Raw genomic sequence first — 23,727 nt, forward strand, 5'->3', positions numbered from 1 at the left:
AAACAGAGTGGGCCGCAGCACGCTCTCACAGAGACCTTGACCACATGACGGGGCTAGGGTTTTCCGGAGGAGTCCTGCGTACCGCGGTGCGACAAGGGCTTTCGCGGGTCGGGCGAGCCCCGCATCACGCTCCGTGTGGGCAAGCTCACCATTGGGGACGGGTCGATGTGTCGTGTCGGCAGTCCCTAAACTCGGCTTGTTTCAAGGAGGGAGCCTCAATCGTGCGCAAGGTGCTCATCGCCAACCGTGGCGAAATCGCTGTCCGCGTGGCCCGGGCCTGCCGGGACGCCGGCATCGCGAGCGTGGCCGTCTACGCCGACCCGGACCGGGACGCTCTGCATGTCCGCGCCGCGGATGAGGCGTTCGCCCTGGGTGGTGACACCCCGGCCACCAGTTATCTGGACATCGAGAAGGTGCTGAACGCCGCGCGCGAGTCCGGCGCGGACGCAGTCCACCCGGGCTACGGGTTCCTCTCGGAGAACGCCGAATTCGCGCAGGCGGTCCTGGACGCGGGTCTGATCTGGATCGGCCCGCCCCCGCAGGCGATCCGGGACCTGGGTGACAAGGTCGCCGCCCGGCACATCGCCCAGCGCGCCGGCGCCCCCCTGGTGGCCGGCACCCCGGACCCGGTCTCCGGCGCCGACGAGGTCGTCGCCTTCGCCGAGCAGCACGGCCTGCCGATCGCCATCAAGGCGGCCTTCGGTGGCGGCGGCCGCGGCCTGAAGGTCGCCCGCACCCTCGAAGAGGTCCCGGAGCTCTACGAGTCCGCGGTCCGCGAGGCGGTCGCCGCGTTCGGCCGTGGCGAGTGCTTCGTCGAGCGCTACCTGGACCGTCCGCGTCACGTGGAGACGCAGTGCCTGGCGGACAAGCACGGCAACGTGGTCGTGGTCTCCACCCGTGACTGCTCGCTCCAGCGCCGCCACCAGAAGCTGGTCGAGGAGGCCCCCGCGCCGTTCCTCTCCGAGGAGCAGGTCGCCGAGCTGTACCGCGCCTCCAAGGCCATCCTGAAGGAGGCCGCCTACGAGGGTGCGGGCACCTGTGAGTTCCTCGTCGGCCAGGACGGCACGATCTCCTTCCTGGAGGTCAACACCCGCCTCCAGGTGGAGCACCCGGTCACCGAGGAGGTCGCCGGGATCGACCTGGTCCGGGAGATGTTCCGCATCGCCGACGGCGAGGAACTCGGCTACGACGACCCCGCGCTGCGCGGACACTCGTTCGAGTTCCGCATCAACGGCGAGGACCCGGGTCGCAACTTCCTGCCCGCCCCCGGCACCGTCACCCGCTTCGACGCGCCGTCCGGCCCGGGTGTCCGCCTGGACGCGGGCGTGGAGTCCGGCTCGGTCATCGGCCCGGCCTGGGACTCGCTGCTGGCGAAGCTGATCGTCACCGGCCGCACCCGCGAGGAGGCCCTCCAGCGGGCCGCCCGCGCTCTGGAGGAGTTCCAGGTCGAGGGCATGGCCACCGCGATCCCCTTCCACCGGGCGGTCGTCAGGGACCCCGCCTTCGCCCCCGAGCTGACCGGCTCCGACGAGGCGTTCACGGTCCACACCCGCTGGATCGAGACCGAGTTCGTCAACGAGATCAAGCCGTTCGCCACCCCCGCCGACACCGAGGGGGAGGAGGACACGAGCCGAGAGACGGTCGTCGTCGAGGTCGGCGGCAAGCGCCTGGAGGTCTCTCTGCCGGCCTCCCTCGGCATGTCCCTGGCCCGCACCGGCCTGGCCGCCGGCGCCAAGCCCAAGCGCCGGGCAGCCAAGAAGTCCGGCCCCGTCGCCTCCGGCGACACCCTGGCCTCCCCGATGCAGGGCACGATCGTCAAGGTCGCCGTCGAGGAAGGCCAGGAGGTCAAGGAAGGCGACCTCGTCGTGGTCCTGGAGGCCATGAAGATGGAACAGCCCCTCAACGCCCACAAGGCGGGCACCATCAAGGGCCTGAACTTCGAGGTCGGCGCATCGGTCACGTCCGGCGCGGCGATCTGCGAGATCAAGGACTGACAGCAGCAGTCCGAGTGACGCCCGGTGGACGACATGTCTGCCGGGCGTTCCCTTTCGCGTCCCTGCGGGCAGCGGACCTCAGGGGCGCGGGGCTGTGTTTGATATGCAGCCTCCGCCGCGGGAGCGCGACCAGCCACAACGAAGCGGATCCCGCCCGCCCGTCGTGAGCCCTGCGGCGGACAGGCCCTCAGCGCCTGCGAAGGTCAGCCACCCGACCCCGTTCAGCCGCGGCCGACTGCTCTCCCAGCATCCCCCGCAGTCCCCCGCCGGGAACCCCGCGCCGAGGCCCGGGAAGGGCCCGCTGGCGCGCCGCAGGCCCCTGCTCACCCCCCGGGCCCCCACTCGCCCCGGCCACACCGATCTGGACACCCTGATCGGCGAGGGCCTGCAGCTCCGTGGCGGCACGGTCGTCGTGCGGGGGCGGCTCGTCGGTGACCAGCCGGGTGATGACGTCGGTCGGCACGGTCTGGAACATGGTGTCCGTGCCCAGCTTGGTGTGGTCGGCGAGGACCACGACCTCCGCGGCGGCCTGCACGAGCGCGCGGTCGACGGACGCCGAGAGCATGTTGGACGTGGACAGCCCGCGCTCCGCGGTCAGGCCGCTCCCCGAGAGGAACGCCTTCGACACCCGCAGCCCCTGGAGGGACTGCTCAGCGCCGGAGCCGACGAGGGCGTAGTTGGACCCGCGCAGGGTGCCGCCGGTCATCACGACCTCCACCCGGTTGGCATGGGCCAGCGCCTGGGCGACGAGGAGGGAGTTGGTGACGACGGTCAGCCCGGGCACGCGGGCGAGCCGGCGGGCCAGCTCCTGCGTGGTCGTACCGGCGCCGACCACGATGGCCTCGCCCTCTTCGACGAGTCCCGCGGCGAGGTCGGCGATGGCCGTCTTCTCCGCGGTCGCGAGATGGGACTTCTGCGGAAAGCCGGACTCCCGCGTGAACCCGCCCGGCAGTACCGCACCGCCGTGCCGGCGGTCGAGGAGTCCTTCTGCCTCCAGTGCGCGCACGTCCCGCCGTACGGTCACTTCGGAGGTCTGGACGACGCGGGCGAGTTCACGGAGCGACACGGCCCCATTCGCTCGCACCATTTCGAGGATCAATTGGCGACGTTCTGCAGCGAACACGAAACTGACAGTAACCCCAACGACCGTCTGCTTTCAGCAGTTTGCGCCGAATAACAGAAGTTGTTCGCACGGCAGGGCGGGAAGTGGTATAGGACCTACCCTTCCCGCCTATGCCGCACGCATGCTCGACAACTCCCCGTGACCAGGGGGAAGTCGGGCCCGCCCGTCAGGCCTCGCCGCTCGCCTTGCGCGTGTGCAGCTGCCGTGCCACCTCCGCGATCGACCCCGAAAGGGACGGGTACACGGTGAAGGCGTTCGCGATCTGTTCGACCGTCAGATTGTTGTCGACGGCGATCGAGATGGGGTGGATCAGTTCCGAGGCGCGGGGCGCGACGACGACACCGCCGACGACGATCCCGGTGCCCGGCCGGCAGAAGATCTTCACGAAGCCGTCCCGGATGCCCTGCATCTTGGCGCGCGGGTTGCGCAGGAGGGGGAGCTTGACGGCCCGGGCCTCGATCTTGCCGGAGTCGATGTCGGCCTGGGTGTAGCCGACGGTGGCGATCTCGGGGTCGGTGAAGACGTTCGAGGAGACCGTCTTGAGGTTCAGCGGGGCCACCGCGTCGCCGAGGAAGTGGTACATGGCGATACGTCCCTGCATGGCGGCGACGGACGCGAGGGCGAAGACACCGGTCACGTCACCGGCGGCGTAGACGCCCGGAGCGGTCGTCCGCGAGACCTTGTCGGTCCAGATGTGGCCGGAGTCGCGCAGCTTCACACCCGCCTCCTCCAGACCCAGCCCCGCGCTGTTGGGGATCGCGCCGACGGCCATGAGGCAGTGGGTCCCGGTGATCACCCGGCCGTCGGCGAGGGTGACCTCGACCCGGTCGCCGACGCGCTTGGCGGACTGCGCGCGGGAGCGGGCCATGACGTTCATGCCGCGGCGGCGGAAGACGTCCTCCAGGACGGCGGCGGCGTCCGGGTCCTCCCCGGGCAGCACGCGATCGCGCGAGGACACCAGGGTCACCTTGGACCCGAGCGCCTGGTAGGCACCGGCGAACTCGGCACCGGTCACACCCGAACCGACCACGATCAGCTCGTCGGGCAGCTCGGTGAGGTCGTAGACCTGGGTCCAGTTGAGGATGCGCTCACCGTCGGGCTGGGCGTCGGACAGCTCGCGCGGGTGACCGCCGGTGGCGATGAGGACGGCGTCGGCTTCGAGGGTCTCCTCGGTGCCGTCGGCGGCGGTGACGACGACCTTGCGGGAACCGTCGAGGGCCTGCATGCCGTCCAGCCGCCCGCGGCCGCGCAGGACGCGGGCGCCGGCCCGCGTCACGGACGCGGTGATGTCGTGGGACTGGGCGAGCGCGAGGCGCTTCACACGCCGGTTGACCTTGCCGAGGTCCACGCCGACCACCCGGGCAGCCTGCTCCAGGGGCGGGGTGTCGTCGGCGACGATGATGCCCAGCTCCTCGTAGGAGGAGTCGAAGGTGGTCATCACCTCGGCCGTCGCGATAAGGGTCTTCGACGGCACGCAGTCGGTCAGCACCGACGCTCCGCCCAGACCGTCGCAGTCGACGACGGTCACCTCCGCACCGAGCTGGGCGGCCGTCAGCGCCGCCTCGTATCCGCCGGGTCCGCCACCGATGATCACGATCCGAGTCACGTACCCCATTGTCCCGCACGCTTCAAGGTGCCACTGCCCGGGGGCCGCCGAGCCGCGGCCTCCGGGACGCGAGGGGCGGGAGTTTTCCCTGCCGTACCCTCTCCTCATGTCGCTCTATGCCGCGTACGCAAGCAACCTCGAAGCGCGGCTGATGTCCCGCCGCGCCCCGCACTCCCCGCTGCGCGCCATCGGCTGGCTGAACGGCTGGCGGCTGACCTTCGGCGGCGAGCAGCTGGGCTGGGAGGGCGCGCTGGCGACGATCGTCGAGGAGCCCGGCGCCCAGGTCTTCGTGGGCCTGTACGACATCGCACCCATGGACGAGGAGTCGCTCGACCGCTGGGAGGGCGTGGGCCTCGGCATCTACCGGCGCGTCCGGGTCCGCGTGCACACCCTGGACGGCGAGGAGCCGGCGTGGGCCTACGTCCTCAACGCCTACGAGGGCGGCCTGCCCTCGGCCCGCTACCTGGGCGAGGTCGCCGACGCCGCGGAGTCGGCGGGAGCACCGCACGACTATGTGATGGAGCTGCGCAAGCGCCCCTGCTGAGGCGCGACGGAGGGCTCTTCCTGCGGGTTTGCCCCTCCTTCGTGGAAAACGACAAGACAACGATCGCATTCCCGTGGGCTCTGTCATCTACGCGCGTAGGCGAAGACCGGCTACCCTCGTCGGCGTGAACGCATCTCTTCTTCCGGACGACATCCAGGGCGACCCCTACGCCGCCGCCGGCGCGGCCGCCGCGCGCCTGCGCGAACTCACGGGCGCCGAGACCCACGACGTCGCCCTCGTGATGGGCTCCGGCTGGGCTCCGGCCGTCGACGCCCTGGGGGCTCCCGACGCCGAGTTCCAGGTCACCGAGCTGCCCGGCTTCCCGCCGCCGGCCGTCGAGGGGCACGGCGGCAAGATCCGCTCGTACACCTTCGGTGACAAGCGTGCGCTGGTCTTCCTCGGCCGTACGCACTACTACGAGGGCCGCGGTGTCGCCGCCGTCGCGCACGGCGTCCGCACCGCCGTCGCCGCCGGCTGCAAGACCATCGTGCTGACCAACGGCTGCGGTGGCCTGCGCGAGGGCATGCGCCCCGGCCAGCCCGTGCTGATCAGCGACCACATCAACCTGACGGCCACCTCCCCGATCGTCGGCGCCAACTTCGTCGACCTGACGGACCTCTACTCCCCGCGCCTGCGCGCCCTGTGCAAGGAGATCGACCCCTCCCTGGAGGAGGGCGTCTACGCGCAGTTCCCCGGCCCGCACTACGAGACCCCGGCCGAGATCCGCATGGCCCGTGTCATCGGCGCGGACCTGGTCGGCATGTCCACGGTCCTCGAGGCGATCGCCGCGCGTGAGGCGGGCGCCGAGGTGCTGGGCATCTCCCTGGTCACCAACCTCGCAGCGGGCATGACCGGCGAGCCCCTGAACCACGAGGAGGTCCTCCAGGCGGGCCGCGACTCGGCGGCACGGATGGGCGAGCTGCTCGGCCAGGTTCTGGGCAAGCTGTAGACGCCGGAGCCCATCCGTCTGCTTTCCAGCCGAGTGAGACGGGTGGACGGGTGGGCAAACGGGGGTCTGGGGGTGGAGCCCCCAGGGGACCAGGTAAACACAGGAGAGGTTGATCCCAAGGTGCACGACGATCTCATCGCCAGGGCCAACGCATGGCTCGCCGAGGACCCGGACCCGGAGACCCGCGACGAACTGGCCAAGCTGATCGAGGCCGGGGACGTCGCTGAACTCTCCGCCCGCTTCAGTGGCACCCTCCAGTTCGGCACCGCCGGCCTGCGGGGCGAACTCGGCGCAGGACCGATGCGCATGAACCGCAGCGTCGTGATCCGCGCCGCCGCGGGCCTCGCCGCGTACCTGAAGAAGAACGGGACCCCGCACGGGGACGACACCGCCGGGCTCGTCGTCATCGGCTACGACGCCCGCCACAAGTCCGCCGACTTCGCCCGGGACACCGCCGCCGTCATGACCGGCGCCGGCCTGCGCGCGGCCGTCCTCCCCCGCCCCCTGCCCACCCCCGTCCTGGCCTTCGCGATAAGGCACCTGGGCGCGGTCGCGGGCGTGGAGGTCACCGCCAGCCACAACCCGCCGCGGGACAACGGCTACAAGGTCTACCTCGGCGACGGCTCCCAGATCGTCCCGCCCGCGGACGCGGAGATCGCCGCCGAGATCGACGCGATCGTCTCGCTGAACGACGTACCCCGTCCGGACACCGGCTGGGAGACCCTGGACGACGCGGTCCTGGACGCCTATCTGGCCCGTACCGACGAGGTCCTGGCCGCGGGCTCCCCGCGCACCGCCCGTACGGTCTACACGGCGATGCACGGAGTGGGCCGCGACGTCCTGCTGGCCGCGTTCGCCCGCGCCGGCTTCCCGGAGCCGGTGCTGGTCGCCGAGCAGGCCGACCCGGACCCGGACTTCCCGACGGTCGCCTTCCCGAACCCGGAGGAGCCGGGCGCCATGGACCTGGCGTTCGCGCAGGCCCGCGTGAGCGACCCGGACCTCGTCATCGCCAACGACCCGGACGCCGACCGCTGCGCGGTGGCCGTCAGGGCCGGGGCCGACTGGCGCATGCTGCGCGGCGACGAGGTGGGCGCGCTGCTCGCCGCCCACCTGGTCCGGCGCGGCGCGCAGGGCACCTTCGCCGAGTCCATCGTCTCCTCCTCCCTCCTCGGCCGTATCGCCGAAAAGGCGGGTCTGCCGTACGAGGAGACCCTCACAGGCTTCAAGTGGATCGCCCGTGTGGACGGCCTGCGCTACGGCTACGAGGAGGCCCTCGGCTACTGCGTGGACCCGGAGGGCGTGCGGGACAAGGACGGCATCACCGCCGCGCTCCTGATCACCGAGCTGGCGTCCGTGCTCAAGGCTGAGTCCAGGAGCGACTCCGCCGTGGGGGGCCGCACGCTCCTCGACCTCCTCGACGACCTGGCCGTGGAGCACGGCCTGCACGCCACCGACCAGCTGTCGGTCCGCGTCCAGGACCTCTCCGTGATCTCGGACGCGATGCGCCGCCTGCGCGAACAGCCCCCGACGGAGCTGGCGGGCCTGTCGGTGGTCCGCGCCGAGGACCTGACGCAGGGCACGGACACGCTCCCGCCGACCGACGGCCTGCGCTACACGCTCGACGGTGCCCGCGTCATCGTCCGCCCCAGCGGCACCGAGCCCAAGCTGAAGTGCTACCTGGAGGTCGTCGTCCCGGTCGCCGCGCACGCCGAGCTGCCCGCGGCCCGCGCGCGGGCCACCGAGCTGCTCGAGGCGATCAAGCGGGACCTGTCGGCGGCGGCCGGCATCTGAGCCGTACACGCACCACAGGGGTGCCCCCGCCCGGGGGCACCCCTTTTCGTTCGCGGAGGCCGTGGGGTGCCACCCGAACCCGGCCTCACCGGCGCCGCGGTCCGGACTCTCAGCCGGTGGCCAGCAGAACCACGAACAGGACCGCACCGGCGACCGCGGGTGCGATCACCTCGTAGGACCAGCGCACGGCGACCTCCCCCTGAGCCGACTTGGCCTTCCCCCGTCGGTCCTGCATCTGCCGCAGGTCGTCCATGATCCGGTCGGTCTCCGCGCGGGTCGGGCCGTCGCCGCCGCCCAGGGAGCCGAGGCCGCCGAACCCGCCGAGCCCGAAGCCCCCGGACCGGCCGCCGCCCTGGGCCCCCTTCTCCGCCCGGGTCTGCCGTCGGGCGGCCTTCTTGCGGTCGCGCAGCGAGACGGGGATGGCCCACAGCTGGAACTTGGCGCCGGAATTGGCGACGACCTCGTTGGTGTAGCCGGAGCGCAGCGAGGCGACCTCGCCCCAGGGCAGGGTGATCACCCGGAACGGGTTGCGCACCCGCAGCCGGTCCTCGCCCGCGAAGACCGCGGGCCGCAGGGTGAAGGCGATCACCAGCGGGACGATCAGGATCAGCGAGGCGAGCGCGAGCCAGGGGGTCCGCCCGTGGCCCTTGGCCAGCGCGTCGAAGCCCAGCCAGCCGGCCAGCACGAGCAGGAGCACACCGGCCACCAGTGCCAGGGGTGAGCGGTAGATCAGGTCCTTGGCGGTGGCAACAGGAGGCTGCGGCGCGGAAGGCTGGCGGTCCGGGGTCGTCATGGTCCCGATTCTGCCCGACGCGGCCGAAACCGCCCCATGGGCCCCGACACCTGCGCTCATCCGTGATCAACAGCGAGGTGATGAGCACCCGGGGCTATACATCCGCTACGCGCGTAGATATGCTCGTCTGGTGACCATGCCCACTGCACCCACAGCACACGCTCTCGCTGACGTCGCCGCGTCCGACAGCACGCTGCGCAGCTTCCTCCACGGGCTGCCCGGCGTCGATACGGTCGGCCTGGAGGCGCGCGCCGCGTCTCTCGGCACCCGTTCCATCAAGACCACCGCGAAGGCGTACGCCATCGACCTCGCCATCTCGATGGTCGACCTGACGACGCTGGAAGGCGCGGACACCCCGGGCAAGGTCCGGGCGCTCGGCGCCAAGGCGGTCCACCCCGACCCGACGGACCGTACGACCCCCGCCACGGCCGCGGTCTGCGTCTATCCCGACATGGTGGCCGTCGCCAAGGAGGCCGTCGCCGGCTCCGGCGTCAAGGTCGCCTCGGTCGCCACCGCCTTCCCGGCCGGGCGTGCCGCCCTCGACGTGAAGCTGGCCGACGTGCGCGACGCCGTCGCCGCGGGCGCGGACGAGATCGACATGGTCATCGACCGGGGCGCGTTCCTCGCGGGCAAGTACCTGAAGGTGTACGACGAGATCGTCGCCGTGAAGGAGACCTGCGGGACCAGCGCCCGCCTGAAGGTCATCTTCGAGACCGGCGAGCTGTCGACGTACGACAACATCCGCCGGGCGAGCTGGCTGGGCATGCTGGCGGGCGCGGACTTCATCAAGACGTCCACCGGCAAGGTCGCCGTCAACGCGACGCCCGCCAACACCCTGCTGATGCTGGAGGCGGTGCGCGACTTCCGTGCCCAGACCGGCGCCCAGGTCGGCGTGAAGCCCGCCGGCGGCATCCGCACCACCAAGGACGCGATCAAGTTCCTGGTCCTGGTCAACGAGACCGCGGGCGAGGACTGGCTGGACAACCACTGGTTCCGCTTCGGCGCCTCCTCGCTCCTGAACGACCTGCTGATGCAGCGTCAGAAGCTGGCCACCGGCCGCTACTCCGGCCCCGACTACGTGACGGTGGACTGATCACCATGGCATCCGCATTCGAGTACGCACCGGCGCCGGAGTCCCGCGCGGTCGTCGACATCGCCCCCTCCTACGGCCTGTTCATCGACGGCGAGTTCGTGGAGGCGGCCGACGGCAAGGTCTTCAAGACGGTCTCCCCGAGCACCGAGGAAGTGCTGTCCGAGGTCGCCCAGGCGGGCGCCGAGGACGTCGAGCGCGCCGTGAAGGCCGCCCGCAAGGCCTTCGAGAAGTGGTCGGCGCTGCCCGGCTCCGAGCGCGCCAAGTACCTGTTCCGCATCGCCCGCATCATCCAGGAGCGCAGCCGCGAGCTGGCCGTCCTGGAGACGCTGGACAACGGCAAGCCGATCAAGGAGACCCGCGACGCGGACCTCCCGCTGGTCGCGGCGCACTTCTTCTACTACGCGGGCTGGGCCGACAAGCTCGACCACGCGGGCTACGGCGCCGATCCGCGCCCGCTGGGCGTGGCCGGCCAGGTCATCCCGTGGAACTTCCCGCTGCTGATGCTGGCGTGGAAGATCGCCCCGGCCCTGGCGACCGGCAACACGGTCGTCCTGAAGCCCGCCGAGACGACCCCGCTCTCCGCCCTGTTCTTCGCGGACATCTGCCGCCAGGCGGGCCTGCCCAAGGGTGTCGTCAACATCCTTCCGGGCTACGGCGACACGGGCGCCGCGCTCGTCGCGCACCCGGACGTCAACAAGGTCGCCTTCACGGGGTCGACGGCGGTCGGCAAGGAGATCGCCCGCACGGTCGCCGGCACCCGCAAGAAGCTCACCCTCGAACTGGGCGGCAAGGGCGCCAACATCGTCTTCGACGACGCCCCGATCGACCAGGCCGTCGAGGGCATCGTCAGCGGCATCTTCTTCAACCAGGGCCAGGTCTGCTGCGCGGGCAGCCGCCTCCTGGTCCAGGAGTCGATCCAGGACGAGCTGCTGGACTCCCTCAAGCGCCGCCTGTCCACCCTGCGCCTCGGCGACCCGCTGGACAAGAACACCGACATCGGCGCGATCAACTCGGCCGAGCAGCTGGCCCGGATCACCGCGCTCGCCGAGCAGGGCGAGGCGGAGGGCGCCGAGCGCTGGTCCCCGGCCTGCGAACTGCCCTCCTCCGGCTACTGGTTCGCCCCGACGCTCTTCACGAACGTCACCCAGGCGCACACCATCGCCCGCGACGAGATCTTCGGCCCGGTGCTGTCGGTCCTCACCTTCCGTACGCCGGACGAGGCCGTCGCCAAGGCCAACAACACGCAGTACGGCCTCTCGGCGGGCATCTGGACCGAGAAGGGCTCCCGGATCCTGGCCGTCGCGAACAAGCTGCGCGCCGGCGTCGTCTGGTCCAACACGTTCAACAAGTTCGATCCGACCTCGCCGTTCGGCGGCTACAAGGAGTCGGGCTTCGGCCGCGAGGGCGGCCGCCACGGCCTGGAGGCGTACCTCGATGTCTGAGAAGACCGAAAAGACCGAACCGCGACTGTCGGTCTTCAAGACCTACAAGCTGTACGTCGGCGGGAAGTTCCCGCGTTCCGAGAGCGGCCGGGTGTACGAGGTGACCGACTCGAAGGGCAAGTGGCTGGCCAACGCTCCCCAGTCCTCCCGCAAGGACGCCCGTGACGCGGTCGTGGCCGCGCGCAAGGCGTTCGGCGGCTGGGCCGGCGCGACGGCGTACAACCGGGGCCAGATCCTCTACCGCGTCGCCGAGATGCTGGAGGGCCGCAGGGAGCAGTTCGTCCGGGAGGTCGCGGACGCGGAGGGCCTGGCCAGGTCGAAGGCGGCCGCGGTCGTGGACGCCACGATCGACCGCTGGGTCTGGTACGCGGGCTGGACCGACAAGATCGCCCAGGTGACCGGCGGTGCGAACCCGGTCGCGGGCCCGTACTTCAACCTCTCCTCCCCGGAGCCGACCGGCGTGGTCGCCGTCCTGGCGCCGCAGGAGTCGTCCTTCCTCGGCCTGGTCTCGGTGCTCGCCCCGGTCATCGCGACCGGCAACACGGCCGTCGTGGTCGCGAGCGAGAAGTCCCCGCTCCCTGCGCTGTCCCTGGGCGAGGTCCTGGCCACGTCCGACGTCCCCGGCGGTGTCGTCAACGTCCTCTCCGGCCGTACGGCGGAGATCGCGACGCCGCTCGCCGCACACCAGGACGTCAACGCGATCGACCTCGCCGGCGCCGACGACGTACTGGCGAAGGAGCTGGAGATCGCGGCGGCGGACAACCTGAAGCGGGTTCTTCGTCCACAGGCTGTGGATTACGCGCGGACGCCCGGCATCGACCGTCTGACCGCCTTCCTGGAGACGAAGACGGTCTGGCACCCGACGGGTTCGCTGGGCGCGTCCGGCTCGTCGTACTGAGCGGGACACCCACCGCAGCGAGCCCGCCCCCAAAGCCGAGAGCCGCGTCCTCCCTCCGTCCGGGGAAGACGCGGCTCTCTCGTGCGCCGTCAGCCCGCGCCGCCGCCCAGCACCCCTCCGACCCCCTCCAGTGCCGGGATGGCTCCGAGCCAACTGGCCTGGGCGATCGGGCCGGTCAGGCCGGAGAGCGGGGCGTCGCCGTCCGCGGGACGGACAGCAGGACGGGCAGCGGGACGAGCGAGGGCGTGGGACCCGAGGCCCGCGACCGGGTCGGCGGCCCGGTGGACCTCGCCGGAGAGGGCCTGCCCGCCCTCCGGGGCGATGTGGCCGAGCGAGCCGGAGGACACCCCGACCAGCGCGTTGTCGGCGGATGCGGTCGTCGCGCCCGCACCCAGGGCCACTCCGGCGGTCGCCAGGGCCACCAGGGCGCGTCGGGTGGTGTGGGGGGAGGTGTGTCGGGCCATCTCTGGTGCCACCTTCTGATGCGCAGAGTAATGATGTCGACACGAAGGGTAGTTGAGGTGTGAGTCACGCTCAAAAGCCGACCCGCGGGGTCGGCAGGCGGGCCCTCATGCGTCAAACTGGTGTTCCGTGAGCATTCATCCCCCGTCCCCCGCCCGTGTTGTGCTGCTGTGCGGCCCCTCTGGCTCGGGCAAGTCACTCGTCGCCGCCCGTTCCGGGCTCCCTGTGCTGCGCCTCGACGACTTCTACAAAGAGGGCGCCGACCCGACACTGCCCCTGGTGGACGGGAGTTCGGACATCGACTGGGACCACCCGGAGTCGTGGGACGCGGACGTCGCGGTCGAGGCCATCGTGCGGCTGTGCGCCTCGGGTTCGGCGCCGGTGCCGGTGTACGACATCGCGCTGAGCGCCCGTACCGGCGAGGAGGCGCTGCACATCGGCCGTACCCCGCTGTTCATCGCGGAGGGCATCTTCGCCGCGGAGATCGTCGAGCGCTGCCGTGAACTGGGCGTCCTCGCGGACGCGCTGTGCCTGACCCGCGGCCCGGTCACCACCTTCCGGCGGCGCTTCCTGCGGGACCTGAAGGAGGGCCGCAAGTCGGTGCCGTTCCTGCTGCGCCGCGGCTGGCGGCTGATGCGCGCCGAGCGCTCGATCGTGTCCCGCCAGGTCTCCCTGGGCGCTCACCCCTGCGACCGGGACGAGGCGCTGGGCCGGCTGGCGTCGGCCGCGGCAGGGCGGCAGACACGCCAGCAGACGCCGGCGTAACCGCTCACGGGGCCGCCCGGACACACGGAACACGCAGAGCGGGACTGGACGGACCCCCCGGCCCTCCAGTCCCGCTCCTTGGTGCTCCCCCGTGTTTCCCCCGTGGGCCCACCCCCCAGTGGTCCCCCGTTATCCCCCGTTGCTCCCCCCGAACCTTCAGGCGACCAGCTCGCCGAAGGCGTTCTCCTCGTCACGGCCGAAGCTGAGGACCTCGTCCTCGCGCAGCCGGCGCAGCGAGCGCCAGATGCTGGACTTCACCGTGCCGACACTGATGTCGAGGATCTCCGCGATCTCCGGGTCCGTGCGGCCCTCGTAGTAGCGCAGGACCAGCATGGTGCGCTGGAGTTCGGGCAGCCGGGCCAGCGCCTGCCACAGGACCGCGCGCAGCTCGGTGCCGCGCATCGCGTCCGTCTCGCCGGGCGTCTCCGGCAGTTCCTCGGTCGGGTACTCGTTGAGCTTGCGGCGCCGCCAGGCGCTGATGTGCAGGTTGGTCATGGTGCGGCGCAGGTAGCCGCCGACCGCCGCCTTGTCGCTGATCCGGTCCCACGCCCGGTACGTCGAGAACAGCGCGCTCTGCAGCAGGTCCTCGGCCTCGAAGCGGTCGCCGGTCAGGTGGTAGGCGGTGGCGTACAGGGAGGCGCGGCGCTCCTGGACGTAGGCGGTGAACTCCGCCTCGGTCAGCGAACGACGCTCCCCCGAGTCCTCCCTGTACGTGGATCCCCCGACCCCGTCCGTAGCGGCTGCCGCCGCGGACTCCCCCGTGTACGCGTCAACCACCGTCATGAAACCGGTGTGCTGACGCCCGGCGCCGCGAGCGCACCCCCGCCCGCTCACGGCGCCGGACTTCTCGGAACCCCGGTGCACGTCGTGCAGACGCGTGACCACTGCGCTGGTGCTGATGCTGTGCAGCGTGTTCATCTCGCGCTCCCCGTCGTGGATTTCCGGTGTCCGGCTTGCCAGGCAGATGTTCCTTGCCTGTGCCGAAAAGCTTGCCGAGCGACCTTCATCGCCGTGTCCGCCGACTGTCACAGACCTGTCACAGGGGTCCGGCCCAGGAACGTCACAGAGCGCGCACAGGAGGTGTCGGTAAAGAGGACCTGTGTCGGCAGGTCGTACGAGAGCCCGTCCATGGGCCAGAATGTGCCCGTGCCTTCCCTGTTGCTGATCGAGGACGACGACGCCATCCGCACGGCCCTGGAGCTGTCCCTGACGCGCCAGGGACACCGGGTGGCCACCGCTGCCAGCGGTGAAGACGGTCTGAAGCTGCTGCGCGAGCAGCGACCGGATCTGATCGTGCTGGACGTGATGCTGCCCGGCATCGACGGGTTCGAGGTGTGCCGGCGCATCCGGCGCACCGACCAGCTGCCGATCATCCTGCTGACCGCCCGCAGTGATGACATCGACGTGGTCGTGGGCCTGGAGTCCGGGGCCGACGACTACGTCCTGAAGCCGGTCCAGGGGCGGGTGCTGGACGCCCGGATCCGGGCCGTGCTGCGGCGCGGGGAGCGCGAGTCCACCGACTCGGCGACTTTCGGCAGCGTGGTCATCGACCGCTCCGCGATGACGGTGACCAAGAACGGCGAGGACCTGCAGCTGACGCCGACCGAGCTGAGGCTGCTGCTGGAGCTGAGCCGGCGGCCCGGCCAGGCGCTGTCCCGGCAGCAGTTGCTGCGGCTCGTGTGGGAGCACGACTACCTCGGCGACTCGCGCCTGGTGGACGCCTGTGTGCAGCGGCTGCGCGCCAAGGTCGAGGACGTGCCCTCGTCCCCGACCCTGATCCGTACCGTCCGTGGTGTCGGCTACCGCCTGGACGTTCCTCAGTGACCGACACGCAAGGGGGGCTGCGCGGCTGGGCCGCGGGGCGCAAGGGAAGTCTGTCGCGGCTGCGGTTCACCAGCCTCAGGCTGCGGCTGGTCGTCGTCTTCGGTCTGGTCGCGCTGACCGCCGCGGTGTCGGTGTCGGGCATCGCGTACTGGCTGAACCGCGAGGCCGTGCTCACCCGCGCCCAGGACGCGGTGCTGCGCGACTTCCAGCAGGAGATGCAGAACCGGGCGGGTGCGCTGCACGTGCACCCCTCGCAGGACGAACTGCAGCGTTCGGCGGGCCAGATGGCCGGCAGCAGCCAGCGGTTCAGCGTGCTGCTGGTCGGCGAGGACCCGAACGGCAAGACGGTGTACGGCACCTCGGGCGGCATCAACGGCTTCTCGCTGGAGGACGTGCCCGAGTCGCTGCGCGCCGCGGTGAACAAGCGGCAGAAGGTGACCGACGACAACAAGTCGCCGTACCACCTTTACTGGCAGCGGGTCGACGACCACGGAACGCCGTATCTGGTGGCCGGTACGCGGCTGATCGGCGGCGGTCCGACGGGCTACATGGCCAAGTCGCTGGAGCCGGAGGCCAAGGACCTCAACTCGCTGGCCTGGTCGCTGGGGATCGCCACGGGCCTCGCGCTGATCGGCTCGGCGCTGCTCGCGCAGGCCGCCGCCACGACCGTACTGAAGCCGGTGCACCGGCTCGGGGTGGCCGCCCGGCGGCTCGGCGAGGGCCGACTGGACACCCGGCTCCAGGTGTCCGGCACGGATGAACTCGCCGATCTGTCACGGACGTTCAACAACGCGGCCGAGGCGCTGGAGAAACGGGTCGAGGACATGGCCGCGCGGGACGACGCCTCGCGCCGCTTCGTCGCCGACATGTCGCACGAGCTGCGCACGCCCCTCACCGCCATCACCGCCGTCACGGACGTGCTGGAGGAGGAGCTGGAGTCCGAGGCCGGGGGCATCGACCCGATGATCGAACCGGCCGTACGGCTGGTGGTCAGCGAGACACGGCGGCTGAACGACCTGGTCGAGAACCTGATGGAGGTCACCCGCTTCGACGCGGGCACCGCCCGGCTGGTCCTGGACGACGTCGACCTCGCCGACCAGATCACCGCCTGCATCGACGCCCGGGCCTGGCTGGACGCCGTCGAGCTGGACGCCGAGCGCGGTATCCACGCCCGCCTCGACCCGCGCCGCCTCGACGTCATACTGGCCAACCTGGTCGGCAACGCGCTCAAGCACGGCGGGTCCCCGGTGCGGGTATCGGTGCGTATCGACGGAGACGATCTGGTCATCGCGGTGCGTGACCACGGGCCCGGCATCCCCGAGGACGTCCTGCCGCACGTCTTCGACCGCTTCTACAAGGCCAGCGCCTCCCGGCCGCGCTCGGAGGGCAGCGGCCTCGGCCTGTCCATCGCCATGGAGAACGCCCACATCCACGGCGGTGAGATCACCGCCGCCAACTCCCCGGAGGGCGGCGCGGTGTTCACACTGCGGCTGCCGCGGGACGCCTCACGTCTGACGGAGGAGAGCGGCGAGGGCGACAAGGACAACGAGACCAGAGACTGCGGGAAGGAGGGGTCATGACGGTACGGACACGGACCGTGAGCGGCCTGCTGGCGGCGCCCCTCCTCGCCGCGCTGGTCGCCGGGTGCGGGATCCGGCCCACCGAGGTGCCGACGGACTTCGGCGGGGCGCCCTCCCGGGTGCCGTGCTCGCTGTCCGGCCCCGACGCGTCGACGCAGTCCTCGCAAGGGGTGCCCGTGCAGGTCTTCCTGCTGTGCGGCTCGTCCCTCGTGGCCGTCGACCGGAGCGTGCGCGTCCCGGCCGGCACACCCGACGCCAAGCGCCGGGTCATCGTGGCGCAGGGCCTGCTGGACCAGCTCGCCGCGTCCCCGTCGGCCTCGGAGAAGGCCGCCCGCTACACGACGTACGTGCGGGGCGGCATGAGCGTGACCGGGCCGGGCCCGAAGGACCCGGAGGACGCGCTGCGGCTGAGCACCGCCCCGGAGCGGCTCACCTCCTACGCCCTCGCCCAGCTCGTGTGCACGCTGTCCGACTCGGCGGCGGCCGAGGGCGACGGCTCGGTGATCCTGGGCGGCCCGGGCACCGGCCCGCTGCTCCGCTACGAGTGCACCGACGACGTCCGCAGTCGGCCGGGCAGCACCGCGCCGCCGTCCAGCGAGGTCGCGGCGGGCTGAGAAGCCGGCTTCGGCCGGTGTGGCGGACGCCTCATGTGCATCCGCGTGACGAATGCGGAACCGATCGTGCACACCGGCGCGTCTACGGGGGCGTGCAGCGTCAAGGCTCCATCGGCGGCAGCGCCGCGATCCGCATCCGTGTGACCGGAGGTGTCCTCCTGGTCGCACACCTCGGCCTCGTCGCCTGGCTGATGCTGCGGCCCCTGGACGTCCCCTGGGTGATGCCCGCCAACATGCGCCCGCTGGCCGGCATCCGAGCCGACCTGGCGCTGGGCTGGCCCGAGGCCGCGAGACCCCTCGGCGAGGGGCTGGCCATGCTGGCGCCGCTGGGCGTGCTGCTGCCGATGGTGCACGGCAGGCTCACCGTCTCCCCGTTCGCCTCCCTGTCCCGTACGGCGGCCACGGGCGCCCTGATCTCGACGGGCATCGCCCTGCTGCAGACGGGTGTGCCCGGCAGGGTCGTGGACGTCGACTCGCTGCTGCTCAACACCGTGGGCGTGATCCTGGCCCACCTGGCCGTGGTGCCCGCGGGCCGGGCCTGGCTGCGGCGACGGGGCGAACGCGACCAGCGGGAGACCGCGCCGGTCACTGTCCACGAGGACTTCTCTCAGGGTCGCACCCCGACGATTCCCAGGGTCGGTATAGCTCCGTAGAGTGACGCTTCGTCCGGTTCGTCTCCGTACCGTGGAACACAGTCGGGGCGGCCGTACGGGCGGCCCCAACCCAAGGCTCGTCAGCGAGCCGACGACCACGGAGGAGCCGACATGACCGCCCTTGCCCGCCCGACCCACGGCCGCATGCTCGGCGGAGTGTGCGCAGCGCTGGCACGGCGCTTCGGCACCTCGGCCACGACGATGCGGGTCATCTTCCTGGTGTCCTGCCTGCTGCCCGGCCCGCAGTTCCTGCTGTACATAGCCCTGTGGATCCTGCTGCCGTCCGAGGACAAGGCGCGCACCGCCTGGTGAGTCCGTGCACCGGAACGCCGCTGGGGCGCTCCCGGACAGCTCCGGGGCGCCCCAGCGGCGTAGCGCGGCAGTCGGCGTCAGCCCAGCGAGACCCCGCTCACCGGCAGGCCGTGCGTGGGCAGGTCCTGCGTGGGCAGGCTGCGCGTGGGGAGGTCGTGCGTGGGCAGGCCCTGCGTCGGCAGTCCACCGAGGCGGCTGTGGACCGGCGCGGTCGACCCCCCGGCCAGCGCGTTCTGGACGGCCGGCTGCGCGGCGGCCATGCCCGTACCGAGGGCGTCCTGTCCGCGGGTGAGGGCGTCCTGCCCCCGGGTGAGGACGGCGGCGGCACCCGGCTGCGCCATGCCGGTGTTCTCGGCCGGCAGCGTCCTGGTGACGGTGTCCAGCGTCTGGGTGGCGTCCGGGGCGGCCGGGGCCGCGTGGGCGGCGCCCGCGCCCACGGCGGCGAAGACTGCACCGAGGGCGGCGACACCGAGGGTCTTGGCGGCAGACTGCTTCATGGTGAATGCGTCCTTGAATACGGAGACGGGAAATTAAAAAGGGTCTGAGCGGTTTCACGACCGTAAACAGGCTCGACCACCCGCCGCAAACACCGAAATGCGGACGACTTGTGAAAGCCCGTCCGCATTCCGTACCCACGATCGAGCCGACGCTACTCCCCCGAACCGCCAGAACCGCTGGTGGAGGCGGTCTGACGGAACAGCCATTCGGATTTCAGCTCTGCATATCCGGGCTTGATCACGTCATTGATCATGGCCAGTCGTTCATCGAAAGGAATGAACGCTGATTTCATCGCATTGACGGAGAACCACTGGAGGTCGTCGAGTGTGTAACCGAACGCGTCGACGAGATGCTCGCATTCGCGGCTCATGCTGGTGTGCGACATCAGCCTGTTGTCCGTGTTGATCGTCGCCCTGAAGTGCAGGCGTCGCAGCAGCCCGATCGGATGCTCGGCGTACGAGGACGCGGCTCCGGTCTGGAGGTTGGAACTGGGGCACAGTTCCAACGGGATGCGCTTGTCCCGGACGTAGGACGCCAACCGTCCGAGCCGCACCGAGCCGTCCTCGCCGACCTCGATGTCGTCGATGATCCGCACCCCGTGCCCGAGCCGGTCGGCGCCGCACCACTGGAGCGCCTGCCAGATGGACGGCAGCCCGAAGGCCTCGCCGGCGTGGATGGTGAAGTGGTTGTTCTCGCGCTTGAGGTACTCGAACGCGTCCAGGTGCCGGGTGGGCGGGTAGCCCGCCTCGGCGCCGGCGATGTCGAAGCCGACCACGCCCAGGTCCCGGTAGCGGTTGGCGAGTTCGGCGATCTCCAGGGCTCGGGCCGCATGCCGCATGGCGGTCAGCAGGGCGCCGACCCGGATGCGGTGGCCGTTCTCCCGGGCGATCCGCTCCCCCTGCCGGAAGCCCTCGTTGACCGCCTCGACGACCTCCTCGAGGCGCAGCCCGCCCTCCAGGTGCTGCTCGGGCGCGTACCGCACCTCGGCATAGACGACGCCGTCCTCGGCGAGGTCCTCGGCGCACTCCCGGGCGACCCGGACGAGGGCCTCCCGGGCCTGCATCACGCCGACGGTGTGCGAGAAGGTCTCCAGATAGCGTTCCAGCGAGCCGGAGTCGGCCGCTTCGCGGAACCAGATGCCCAGCTTGTCGGGATCGGTGTCGGGGAGTTGGGAGTAGCCGGCCTCTTGGGCGAGTTCGACGACGGTTCCGGGGCGGAGCCCGCCGTCGAGATGATCGTGCAGCAGAACCTTGGGTGCCCGCCGGATCTGGTCAGGCGTCGGGACGGTCCCAGTCGGTGCAGTCTGGCTCGTCATTGCCGCACTCTAGCGCCTACGCGCGTAGAGCGCTCGTAGGTCGGCATTTACTTTTCCGTCGATATGTAACGGTGACCGCACGGACGGGTTTCGTACACCGTGGCTTCTGACACTGTTCTGTCATGGGACAGCAAGCGACTCCGGTGCGAACGGCCGGGCTGGGCAAGGCAGTCGGCCCGGAGCCGACGGCGGTGAGCGGAGCGGTGCTGCTGCTCCCCGGCGGCGAGGAGGTCTCCGCCCGCAGGCCGTCCCTCGTCCGGGCGACCCCCTTCGTCCGCTCCCTCGGCCGCCGCTTCGCCCGCGCGGGCCGCGAGGAGGGACTGGCCGTCCACACCGTGCACTACCGCTACCGGGGCTGGAACGGCGGCGAGGCGCATCTGGCGGCGGATGCCCGGTGGGGCGCCGACGAGATCGTACGACGCTACGGGGACGTTCCGGTGTGCCTGGTCGGCCTTGACATGGGCGGCCGGGCCGCGCTCCGCTCCGGAGGCCACGAGGCCGTCAACTCCGTTGTCGCGCTGGCCCCGTGGCTGCCGGAGGAGGATGTCGCCGCGCCCGAGGAGCCGGTCAGGCAACTGGTGGGGCGCCGGGTGCTGATCGTGCACGGCACGAACGACGAACGCACCGATCCGGAGCTGTCGTTCCGGCTGGCGGCGCGGGCGAAGAAGGCGAACCGGGACGTGTGCCGGTTCGAGGTGCACTCCGACGGTCATGGCCTGCACCAGCACCGGGACGAAGTGCTGGCCCTCACCATGGACTTCGTGATGGGGGCGCTGTTCGGGTGCGCGGTGTCCCGGCCCGTGGAGGACGCGCTGGCCGCTCCGCCGCCGATCGGGCTGCGGATGCCGCTGGCCGCCGGGTTCGGCCGGTCGCTGCGGCGGTAGGGACTGGGTCCCGGGGCTGGTCCGGAGGCTGGTCCGGAGGGCGATCGCACCGTGCCCCGCGTTTTCCCTGCTCGGTCTTGTGCGTCTTCCTGCTTGGTCTTCCACGTCTCCCCCGCCCGGGGGAGACGATCCCCCCGGGCGCGGGATCTTTCTGCGGCGCCCGGCGGCTGTACTGATGCCGTCAGTCAGTCGAGGAGGAGACCGCTGCGCGGGGCCGGGGTCCGGTGTCGTCGCAGCGGCCGTGGCCCAGGAGGAATCACGATGCGCAGCTGGACGAGACGGCGTCTTCTGAGCTCGGCGGCGATGACGGCGGGCCTCGCCTTCACGGCGGCCGCACCCGCGACCGCCGCGGCCACGCCCCGGACCCGCCTCGGCGAGGACGACATCCTGGCGGCCCTGCGGGCCCTGCCGGGGCTGCGGGTGATCGAGGAACGACCGGGAGCCGAGCCCGGGTACCGCTTCTTCGTCCTCGGCCTGCGCCAGCCGGCCGACCACACGAACCCCGCGGCCGGGACCTTCGAGCAGCGCCTCACCCTGCTCCACACCTCCGTCGACCGCCCCACCGTCCTGTTCACCACGGGCTACGAGGCGGTACTCACGCCCCGGCGGGCCGAGCCGACCGTGCTGCTGGGCGGCAACCAGCTCCAGGTCGAGCACCGCTTCTTCGGCACCTCGCGGCCGGCGACAGACGACTACTCCCTGCTGACCATCCGCCAGGCCGCCGACGACCACCACCGCGTCGTCCGCCTCTTCCGCGGGCTGTACCGCGGGGCGTGGATCTCCACCGGCGGCAGCAAGGGCGGCATGACCAGCGTCTACCACCGCCGTTTCCACCCCCACGACGTGGACGGCACCGTGGCCTACTCCGCCCCGAACAACGTCGACGACCGTGACAACACCGCGTATGTGCGGTTCCTGGAGAGCGTGGGCAGCGCCGAGTGCCGCGACGCCCTGCGGACCGCGCAGCGGCAGGCCCTGCTGCGCCGCACCGAGATGGTCGCCCGCTACGAGGCCTGGGCCGCCGCCGAGAACACCGCCTTCCGCCTGGTCGGCAGCGCCGACAAGGCTCTCGAAATCGCCGTCCTGCGCGCCTCGTTCATGTTCTGGCAGCGCCACACCGCCGCAGACGCCGCCTCCATACCCGGCCCGGACGCCGGCACCGACGAGCTGTACGCGTGGCTGGACGACATCGCGGGCCTGTCCGTCTACGCCGACGCGGTCGCGCAGCGCTTCGGCCCGTACTTCTACCAACTCGGCACGCAGCTGGGGTACCTCGACGTCCCCACCAGCCACCTGTCCGACCTCCTGCGGTACCCGGACGCCATCAAGCCCCGCACGTTCGTCCCCCGCGACGTCCCGATGCGCTTCGATCACGAGGCCATGCCGGACATCGACCGCTGGGTCAGCCGGCACGGCAGCCGTCTGCTCTTCGTCAACGGCGCCCAGGACCCCTCCGTCGCCGAACCCTTCCGGCCCGGCACGCACGACTCCCGCATCCTGTGGGCTCCCGACGCCAACCACAGCACCGCGATCGCCGAACTGTCCCCCGCCGACCGTGCCGAGGCCGTCGGCATGCTCACCCGCTGGGCCGGCCTCCCGTCAGGCGGGCAGGAGGTTCCCCCGGCGTGACAGGAGGAACTTCTTGAAGGCTGCCACCGGCGGAGTGTCCGGGCGGTCCGCCAGCCAGGCGACGCCGATCTCTCTGGCCGCCCTGGGGGCCGTGACCGTCAGTTCCACCACGCCCGGGCGCGGGACCGTCGGAGGGGGAAGGAGGGCGACCCCCAGCCCGGCCGCGACCAGCCCCCTCAGGGTTTCGGCCTCCTCGCCCTCGAAGGCGATACGGGGTTTGAAGCCGGCTTCGCGGCAGAGGTCGTCGGTGATGCGGCGCAGGCCGTAGCCGGGCTCCAGGGTCACGAAGGTCTCGTCGGACGCCTCGGCCAGACGGATGCGTCTGCGGGCGGCCAGGCGGTGGTCGGCAGGGACGACCAGGCGGAGCTTCTGTTCGTCCAGGCGGCGGGCGACGAGGTCGGGGGCGTCGGGCACCGGAGAGGTCAGACACAGGTCCAGCTCGCCGGCCCGCAGCCGCTCCAGCATCGCCTCGCCGTAGTTCTGGACGAGGCTGAAGCGGACGCGCGGATGGTCGGCGCGGAAGGCGTGCAGCAGGCCGGGCACGGTCTCGGCGCCCATGGTGTGCAGGAAGCCGAAGGCGACCTTGCCGGTGGCCGGGTCGGCGTCGGCACGGACCTCCTCGGCGGCGCGCTCGACCTCGCCGAGGGCACGCTCGACCGAGGCGAGGAAGGTGCGGCCGGCGGTGGTGAGGGAGACCGTACGGCCGTGGCGGGCGAACAGGTCGACGCCCAGATCCTGTTCCAGGCGGGCCATCGCGCGCGAGAGGGTGGACTGCGGGACGTTCATCTCCTGTGCGGCCCGGGTGACGTGCTCGTTCCTGGCGACGCCGGCGAAGTACGCGAGGCGGGGCGCCAGCAACAGCGCCATGTCTTCTGTGTCACTGGATGGTGACAGTCGAGGCTGTGAGCTTTGCTGATGCACCATGGGAACGATTATGGCGATTCCATGCATTGGACGG

At 71.3% G+C, this 23,727-nt stretch carries 23 protein-coding genes; 15 read left to right on the plus strand and 8 right to left on the minus strand.

Going from position 1 to position 23,727, the window contains the following annotated elements; all coding sequences use genetic code 11:
* Positions 1-221 precede the first annotated feature (221 nt).
* A complete protein-coding gene (locus tag ABZ471_RS13415; protein WP_359065732.1) occupies positions 222-1,994 on the plus strand; it encodes a biotin carboxylase N-terminal domain-containing protein in 1,773 nt (590 codons plus the stop codon).
* 187 nt (positions 1,995-2,181) lie between these two features.
* On the opposite strand, the gene ABZ471_RS13420 is transcribed toward ABZ471_RS13415, so the two are convergent.
* Together ABZ471_RS13420 and ABZ471_RS13425 are read right to left on the minus strand one after the other, a co-directional pair.
* Positions 2,182-3,093: a DeoR/GlpR family DNA-binding transcription regulator gene (locus ABZ471_RS13420; RefSeq protein ID WP_359065822.1), complete on the minus strand. Its 912-nt coding sequence runs from the start codon at positions 3,091-3,093 to the stop codon at positions 2,182-2,184.
* 190 nt (positions 3,094-3,283) lie between these two features.
* Positions 3,284-4,732, minus strand: a complete 1,449-nt coding sequence (locus ABZ471_RS13425; RefSeq protein WP_359065734.1) for an NAD(P)H-quinone dehydrogenase — start codon at positions 4,730-4,732, stop codon at positions 3,284-3,286.
* A 97-nt stretch (positions 4,733-4,829) separates the two neighbouring features.
* On the opposite strand from ABZ471_RS13425, the gene ABZ471_RS13430 reads away from it, so the two are divergent.
* The 3 genes from ABZ471_RS13430 (at position 4,830) to ABZ471_RS13440 (ending at position 8,007) form a co-directional block, all read left to right on the plus strand.
* Positions 4,830-5,267 carry a gamma-glutamylcyclotransferase gene (locus ABZ471_RS13430; protein ID WP_359065736.1) on the plus strand — a complete coding sequence of 146 codons (438 nt, stop codon included), beginning with the start codon at positions 4,830-4,832 and terminating at the stop codon, positions 5,265-5,267.
* Between the two features lie 124 nt (positions 5,268-5,391).
* The gene (locus ABZ471_RS13435; RefSeq protein ID WP_359065738.1) at positions 5,392-6,216 is read left to right on the plus strand and encodes a purine-nucleoside phosphorylase; all 825 of its coding nucleotides are present in this window, start codon (positions 5,392-5,394) and stop codon (positions 6,214-6,216) included.
* Positions 6,217-6,336: 120 nt separating this feature from the next.
* Positions 6,337-8,007, plus strand: a complete 1,671-nt coding sequence (locus tag ABZ471_RS13440) for a phospho-sugar mutase (RefSeq protein WP_359065740.1) — start codon at positions 6,337-6,339, stop codon at positions 8,005-8,007.
* A 109-nt stretch (positions 8,008-8,116) separates the two neighbouring features.
* Here ABZ471_RS13440 and ABZ471_RS13445 read toward each other — a convergent pair whose 3' ends face one another.
* Entirely contained in the window at positions 8,117-8,800 is a 684-nt protein-coding gene (locus ABZ471_RS13445; protein ID WP_359065742.1) for a PH domain-containing protein, read from the minus strand.
* Between the two features lie 136 nt (positions 8,801-8,936).
* Between ABZ471_RS13445 and deoC the strand changes: the two genes are divergently transcribed.
* Genes deoC through ABZ471_RS13460 form a run of 3 tightly spaced genes read left to right on the plus strand, consistent with a single transcriptional unit; the run spans position 8,937 to position 12,233 of the window.
* On the plus strand, positions 8,937-9,893 hold the full coding sequence (gene deoC / locus ABZ471_RS13450) for a deoxyribose-phosphate aldolase (RefSeq protein WP_359065824.1): 957 nt from the start codon (positions 8,937-8,939) through the stop codon (positions 9,891-9,893).
* Positions 9,894-9,898: 5 nt separating this feature from the next.
* Complete coding sequence (locus ABZ471_RS13455; RefSeq protein WP_359065744.1) at positions 9,899-11,335, plus strand: aldehyde dehydrogenase family protein; 1,437 nt, start codon at positions 9,899-9,901, stop codon at positions 11,333-11,335.
* Entirely contained in the window at positions 11,328-12,233 is a 906-nt protein-coding gene (locus ABZ471_RS13460; RefSeq protein ID WP_359065746.1) for an aldehyde dehydrogenase family protein, read from the plus strand. Before ABZ471_RS13455 ends, ABZ471_RS13460 begins: the two co-directional genes overlap by 8 nt.
* An 89-nt stretch (positions 12,234-12,322) precedes the next feature.
* On the opposite strand, the gene ABZ471_RS13465 is transcribed toward ABZ471_RS13460, so the two are convergent.
* Complete coding sequence (locus tag ABZ471_RS13465) at positions 12,323-12,697, minus strand: hypothetical protein (RefSeq protein WP_359065748.1); 375 nt, start codon at positions 12,695-12,697, stop codon at positions 12,323-12,325.
* 127 nt (positions 12,698-12,824) lie between these two features.
* Here ABZ471_RS13465 and ABZ471_RS13470 point away from each other — a divergent pair, with 127 nt between their 5' ends.
* Complete coding sequence (locus tag ABZ471_RS13470) at positions 12,825-13,460, plus strand: uridine kinase (RefSeq protein WP_359065750.1); 636 nt, start codon at positions 12,825-12,827, stop codon at positions 13,458-13,460.
* 156 nt (positions 13,461-13,616) lie between these two features.
* Here the strand turns inward: ABZ471_RS13470 and ABZ471_RS13475 are convergent, their stop codons facing one another.
* The gene (locus ABZ471_RS13475; protein ID WP_359065752.1) at positions 13,617-14,378 is read right to left on the minus strand and encodes a SigE family RNA polymerase sigma factor; all 762 of its coding nucleotides are present in this window, start codon (positions 14,376-14,378) and stop codon (positions 13,617-13,619) included.
* Between the two features lie 228 nt (positions 14,379-14,606).
* On the opposite strand from ABZ471_RS13475, the gene afsQ1 reads away from it, so the two are divergent.
* The 5 genes from afsQ1 (at position 14,607) to ABZ471_RS13500 (ending at position 18,443) form a co-directional block, all read left to right on the plus strand.
* Complete coding sequence (gene afsQ1, locus ABZ471_RS13480) at positions 14,607-15,284, plus strand: two-component system response regulator AfsQ1 (protein WP_359065754.1); 678 nt, start codon at positions 14,607-14,609, stop codon at positions 15,282-15,284.
* Complete coding sequence (locus ABZ471_RS13485; protein WP_359065756.1) at positions 15,281-16,864, plus strand: ATP-binding protein; 1,584 nt, start codon at positions 15,281-15,283, stop codon at positions 16,862-16,864. The genes afsQ1 and ABZ471_RS13485 overlap by 4 nt, the downstream gene beginning before the upstream one ends.
* On the plus strand, positions 16,861-17,478 hold the full coding sequence (locus tag ABZ471_RS13490; protein WP_359065758.1) for a hypothetical protein: 618 nt from the start codon (positions 16,861-16,863) through the stop codon (positions 17,476-17,478). The genes ABZ471_RS13485 and ABZ471_RS13490 overlap by 4 nt, the downstream gene beginning before the upstream one ends.
* A gap of 92 nt (positions 17,479-17,570) precedes the next feature.
* Entirely contained in the window at positions 17,571-18,131 is a 561-nt protein-coding gene (locus ABZ471_RS13495; RefSeq protein WP_359065760.1) for a VanZ family protein, read from the plus strand.
* Positions 18,132-18,242: 111 nt separating this feature from the next.
* Complete coding sequence (locus ABZ471_RS13500; RefSeq protein ID WP_359065762.1) at positions 18,243-18,443, plus strand: PspC domain-containing protein; 201 nt, start codon at positions 18,243-18,245, stop codon at positions 18,441-18,443.
* Positions 18,444-18,520: 77 nt separating this feature from the next.
* Here ABZ471_RS13500 and ABZ471_RS13505 read toward each other — a convergent pair whose 3' ends face one another.
* Together ABZ471_RS13505 and ABZ471_RS13510 are read right to left on the minus strand one after the other, a co-directional pair.
* Complete coding sequence (locus ABZ471_RS13505; RefSeq protein ID WP_359065764.1) at positions 18,521-18,940, minus strand: ATP-binding protein; 420 nt, start codon at positions 18,938-18,940, stop codon at positions 18,521-18,523.
* Positions 18,941-19,092: 152 nt separating this feature from the next.
* The gene (locus ABZ471_RS13510) at positions 19,093-20,256 is read right to left on the minus strand and encodes an adenosine deaminase (RefSeq protein ID WP_359065766.1); all 1,164 of its coding nucleotides are present in this window, start codon (positions 20,254-20,256) and stop codon (positions 19,093-19,095) included.
* A gap of 122 nt (positions 20,257-20,378) precedes the next feature.
* Here ABZ471_RS13510 and ABZ471_RS13515 point away from each other — a divergent pair, with 122 nt between their 5' ends.
* On the plus strand, positions 20,379-21,140 hold the full coding sequence (locus ABZ471_RS13515; protein ID WP_359065768.1) for a prolyl oligopeptidase family serine peptidase: 762 nt from the start codon (positions 20,379-20,381) through the stop codon (positions 21,138-21,140).
* 261 nt (positions 21,141-21,401) lie between these two features.
* Complete coding sequence (locus ABZ471_RS13520; RefSeq protein ID WP_359065771.1) at positions 21,402-22,769, plus strand: S28 family serine protease; 1,368 nt, start codon at positions 21,402-21,404, stop codon at positions 22,767-22,769.
* Here the strand turns inward: ABZ471_RS13520 and ABZ471_RS13525 are convergent.
* Positions 22,740-23,693 carry a LysR family transcriptional regulator gene (locus ABZ471_RS13525; RefSeq protein WP_359065773.1) on the minus strand — a complete coding sequence of 318 codons (954 nt, stop codon included), beginning with the start codon at positions 23,691-23,693 and terminating at the stop codon, positions 22,740-22,742. The two genes, ABZ471_RS13520 and ABZ471_RS13525, sit on opposite strands and share 30 nt — an antisense overlap.
* Positions 23,694-23,727: the final 34 nt, after the last annotated feature.

The sequence above is a fragment of the Streptomyces sp. NPDC005728 genome (assembly GCF_040630895.1).
Lineage (GTDB): Bacteria > Actinomycetota > Actinomycetes > Streptomycetales > Streptomycetaceae > Streptomyces.

Bases quoted from the DNA above. Each gene is read 5' to 3' on its own strand.
- ABZ471_RS13425 (WP_359065734.1), bottom strand. From the start codon at position 4,732: ATGGGGTACGTGACTCGGATCGTGATCATCGGTGGCGGACCCGGCGGA.
- ABZ471_RS13430 (WP_359065736.1), top strand. From the start codon at position 4,830: ATGTCGCTCTATGCCGCGTACGCAAGCAACCTCGAAGCGCGGCTGATG.
- ABZ471_RS13445 (WP_359065742.1), bottom strand. From the start codon at position 8,800: ATGACGACCCCGGACCGCCAGCCTTCCGCGCCGCAGCCTCCTGTTGCC.
- deoC (WP_359065824.1), top strand. From the start codon at position 8,937: ATGCCCACTGCACCCACAGCACACGCTCTCGCTGACGTCGCCGCGTCC.
- ABZ471_RS13455 (WP_359065744.1), top strand. From the start codon at position 9,899: ATGGCATCCGCATTCGAGTACGCACCGGCGCCGGAGTCCCGCGCGGTC.
- ABZ471_RS13460 (WP_359065746.1), top strand. From the start codon at position 11,328: ATGTCTGAGAAGACCGAAAAGACCGAACCGCGACTGTCGGTCTTCAAG.
- ABZ471_RS13465 (WP_359065748.1), bottom strand. From the start codon at position 12,697: ATGGCCCGACACACCTCCCCCCACACCACCCGACGCGCCCTGGTGGCC.
- ABZ471_RS13475 (WP_359065752.1), bottom strand. From the start codon at position 14,378: ATGAACACGCTGCACAGCATCAGCACCAGCGCAGTGGTCACGCGTCTG.
- ABZ471_RS13490 (WP_359065758.1), top strand. From the start codon at position 16,861: ATGACGGTACGGACACGGACCGTGAGCGGCCTGCTGGCGGCGCCCCTC.
- ABZ471_RS13500 (WP_359065762.1), top strand. From the start codon at position 18,243: ATGACCGCCCTTGCCCGCCCGACCCACGGCCGCATGCTCGGCGGAGTG.
- ABZ471_RS13505 (WP_359065764.1), bottom strand. From the start codon at position 18,940: ATGAAGCAGTCTGCCGCCAAGACCCTCGGTGTCGCCGCCCTCGGTGCA.
- ABZ471_RS13510 (WP_359065766.1), bottom strand. From the start codon at position 20,256: ATGACGAGCCAGACTGCACCGACTGGGACCGTCCCGACGCCTGACCAG.
- ABZ471_RS13515 (WP_359065768.1), top strand. From the start codon at position 20,379: ATGGGACAGCAAGCGACTCCGGTGCGAACGGCCGGGCTGGGCAAGGCA.
- ABZ471_RS13520 (WP_359065771.1), top strand. From the start codon at position 21,402: ATGCGCAGCTGGACGAGACGGCGTCTTCTGAGCTCGGCGGCGATGACG.
- ABZ471_RS13525 (WP_359065773.1), bottom strand. From the start codon at position 23,693: ATGGTGCATCAGCAAAGCTCACAGCCTCGACTGTCACCATCCAGTGAC.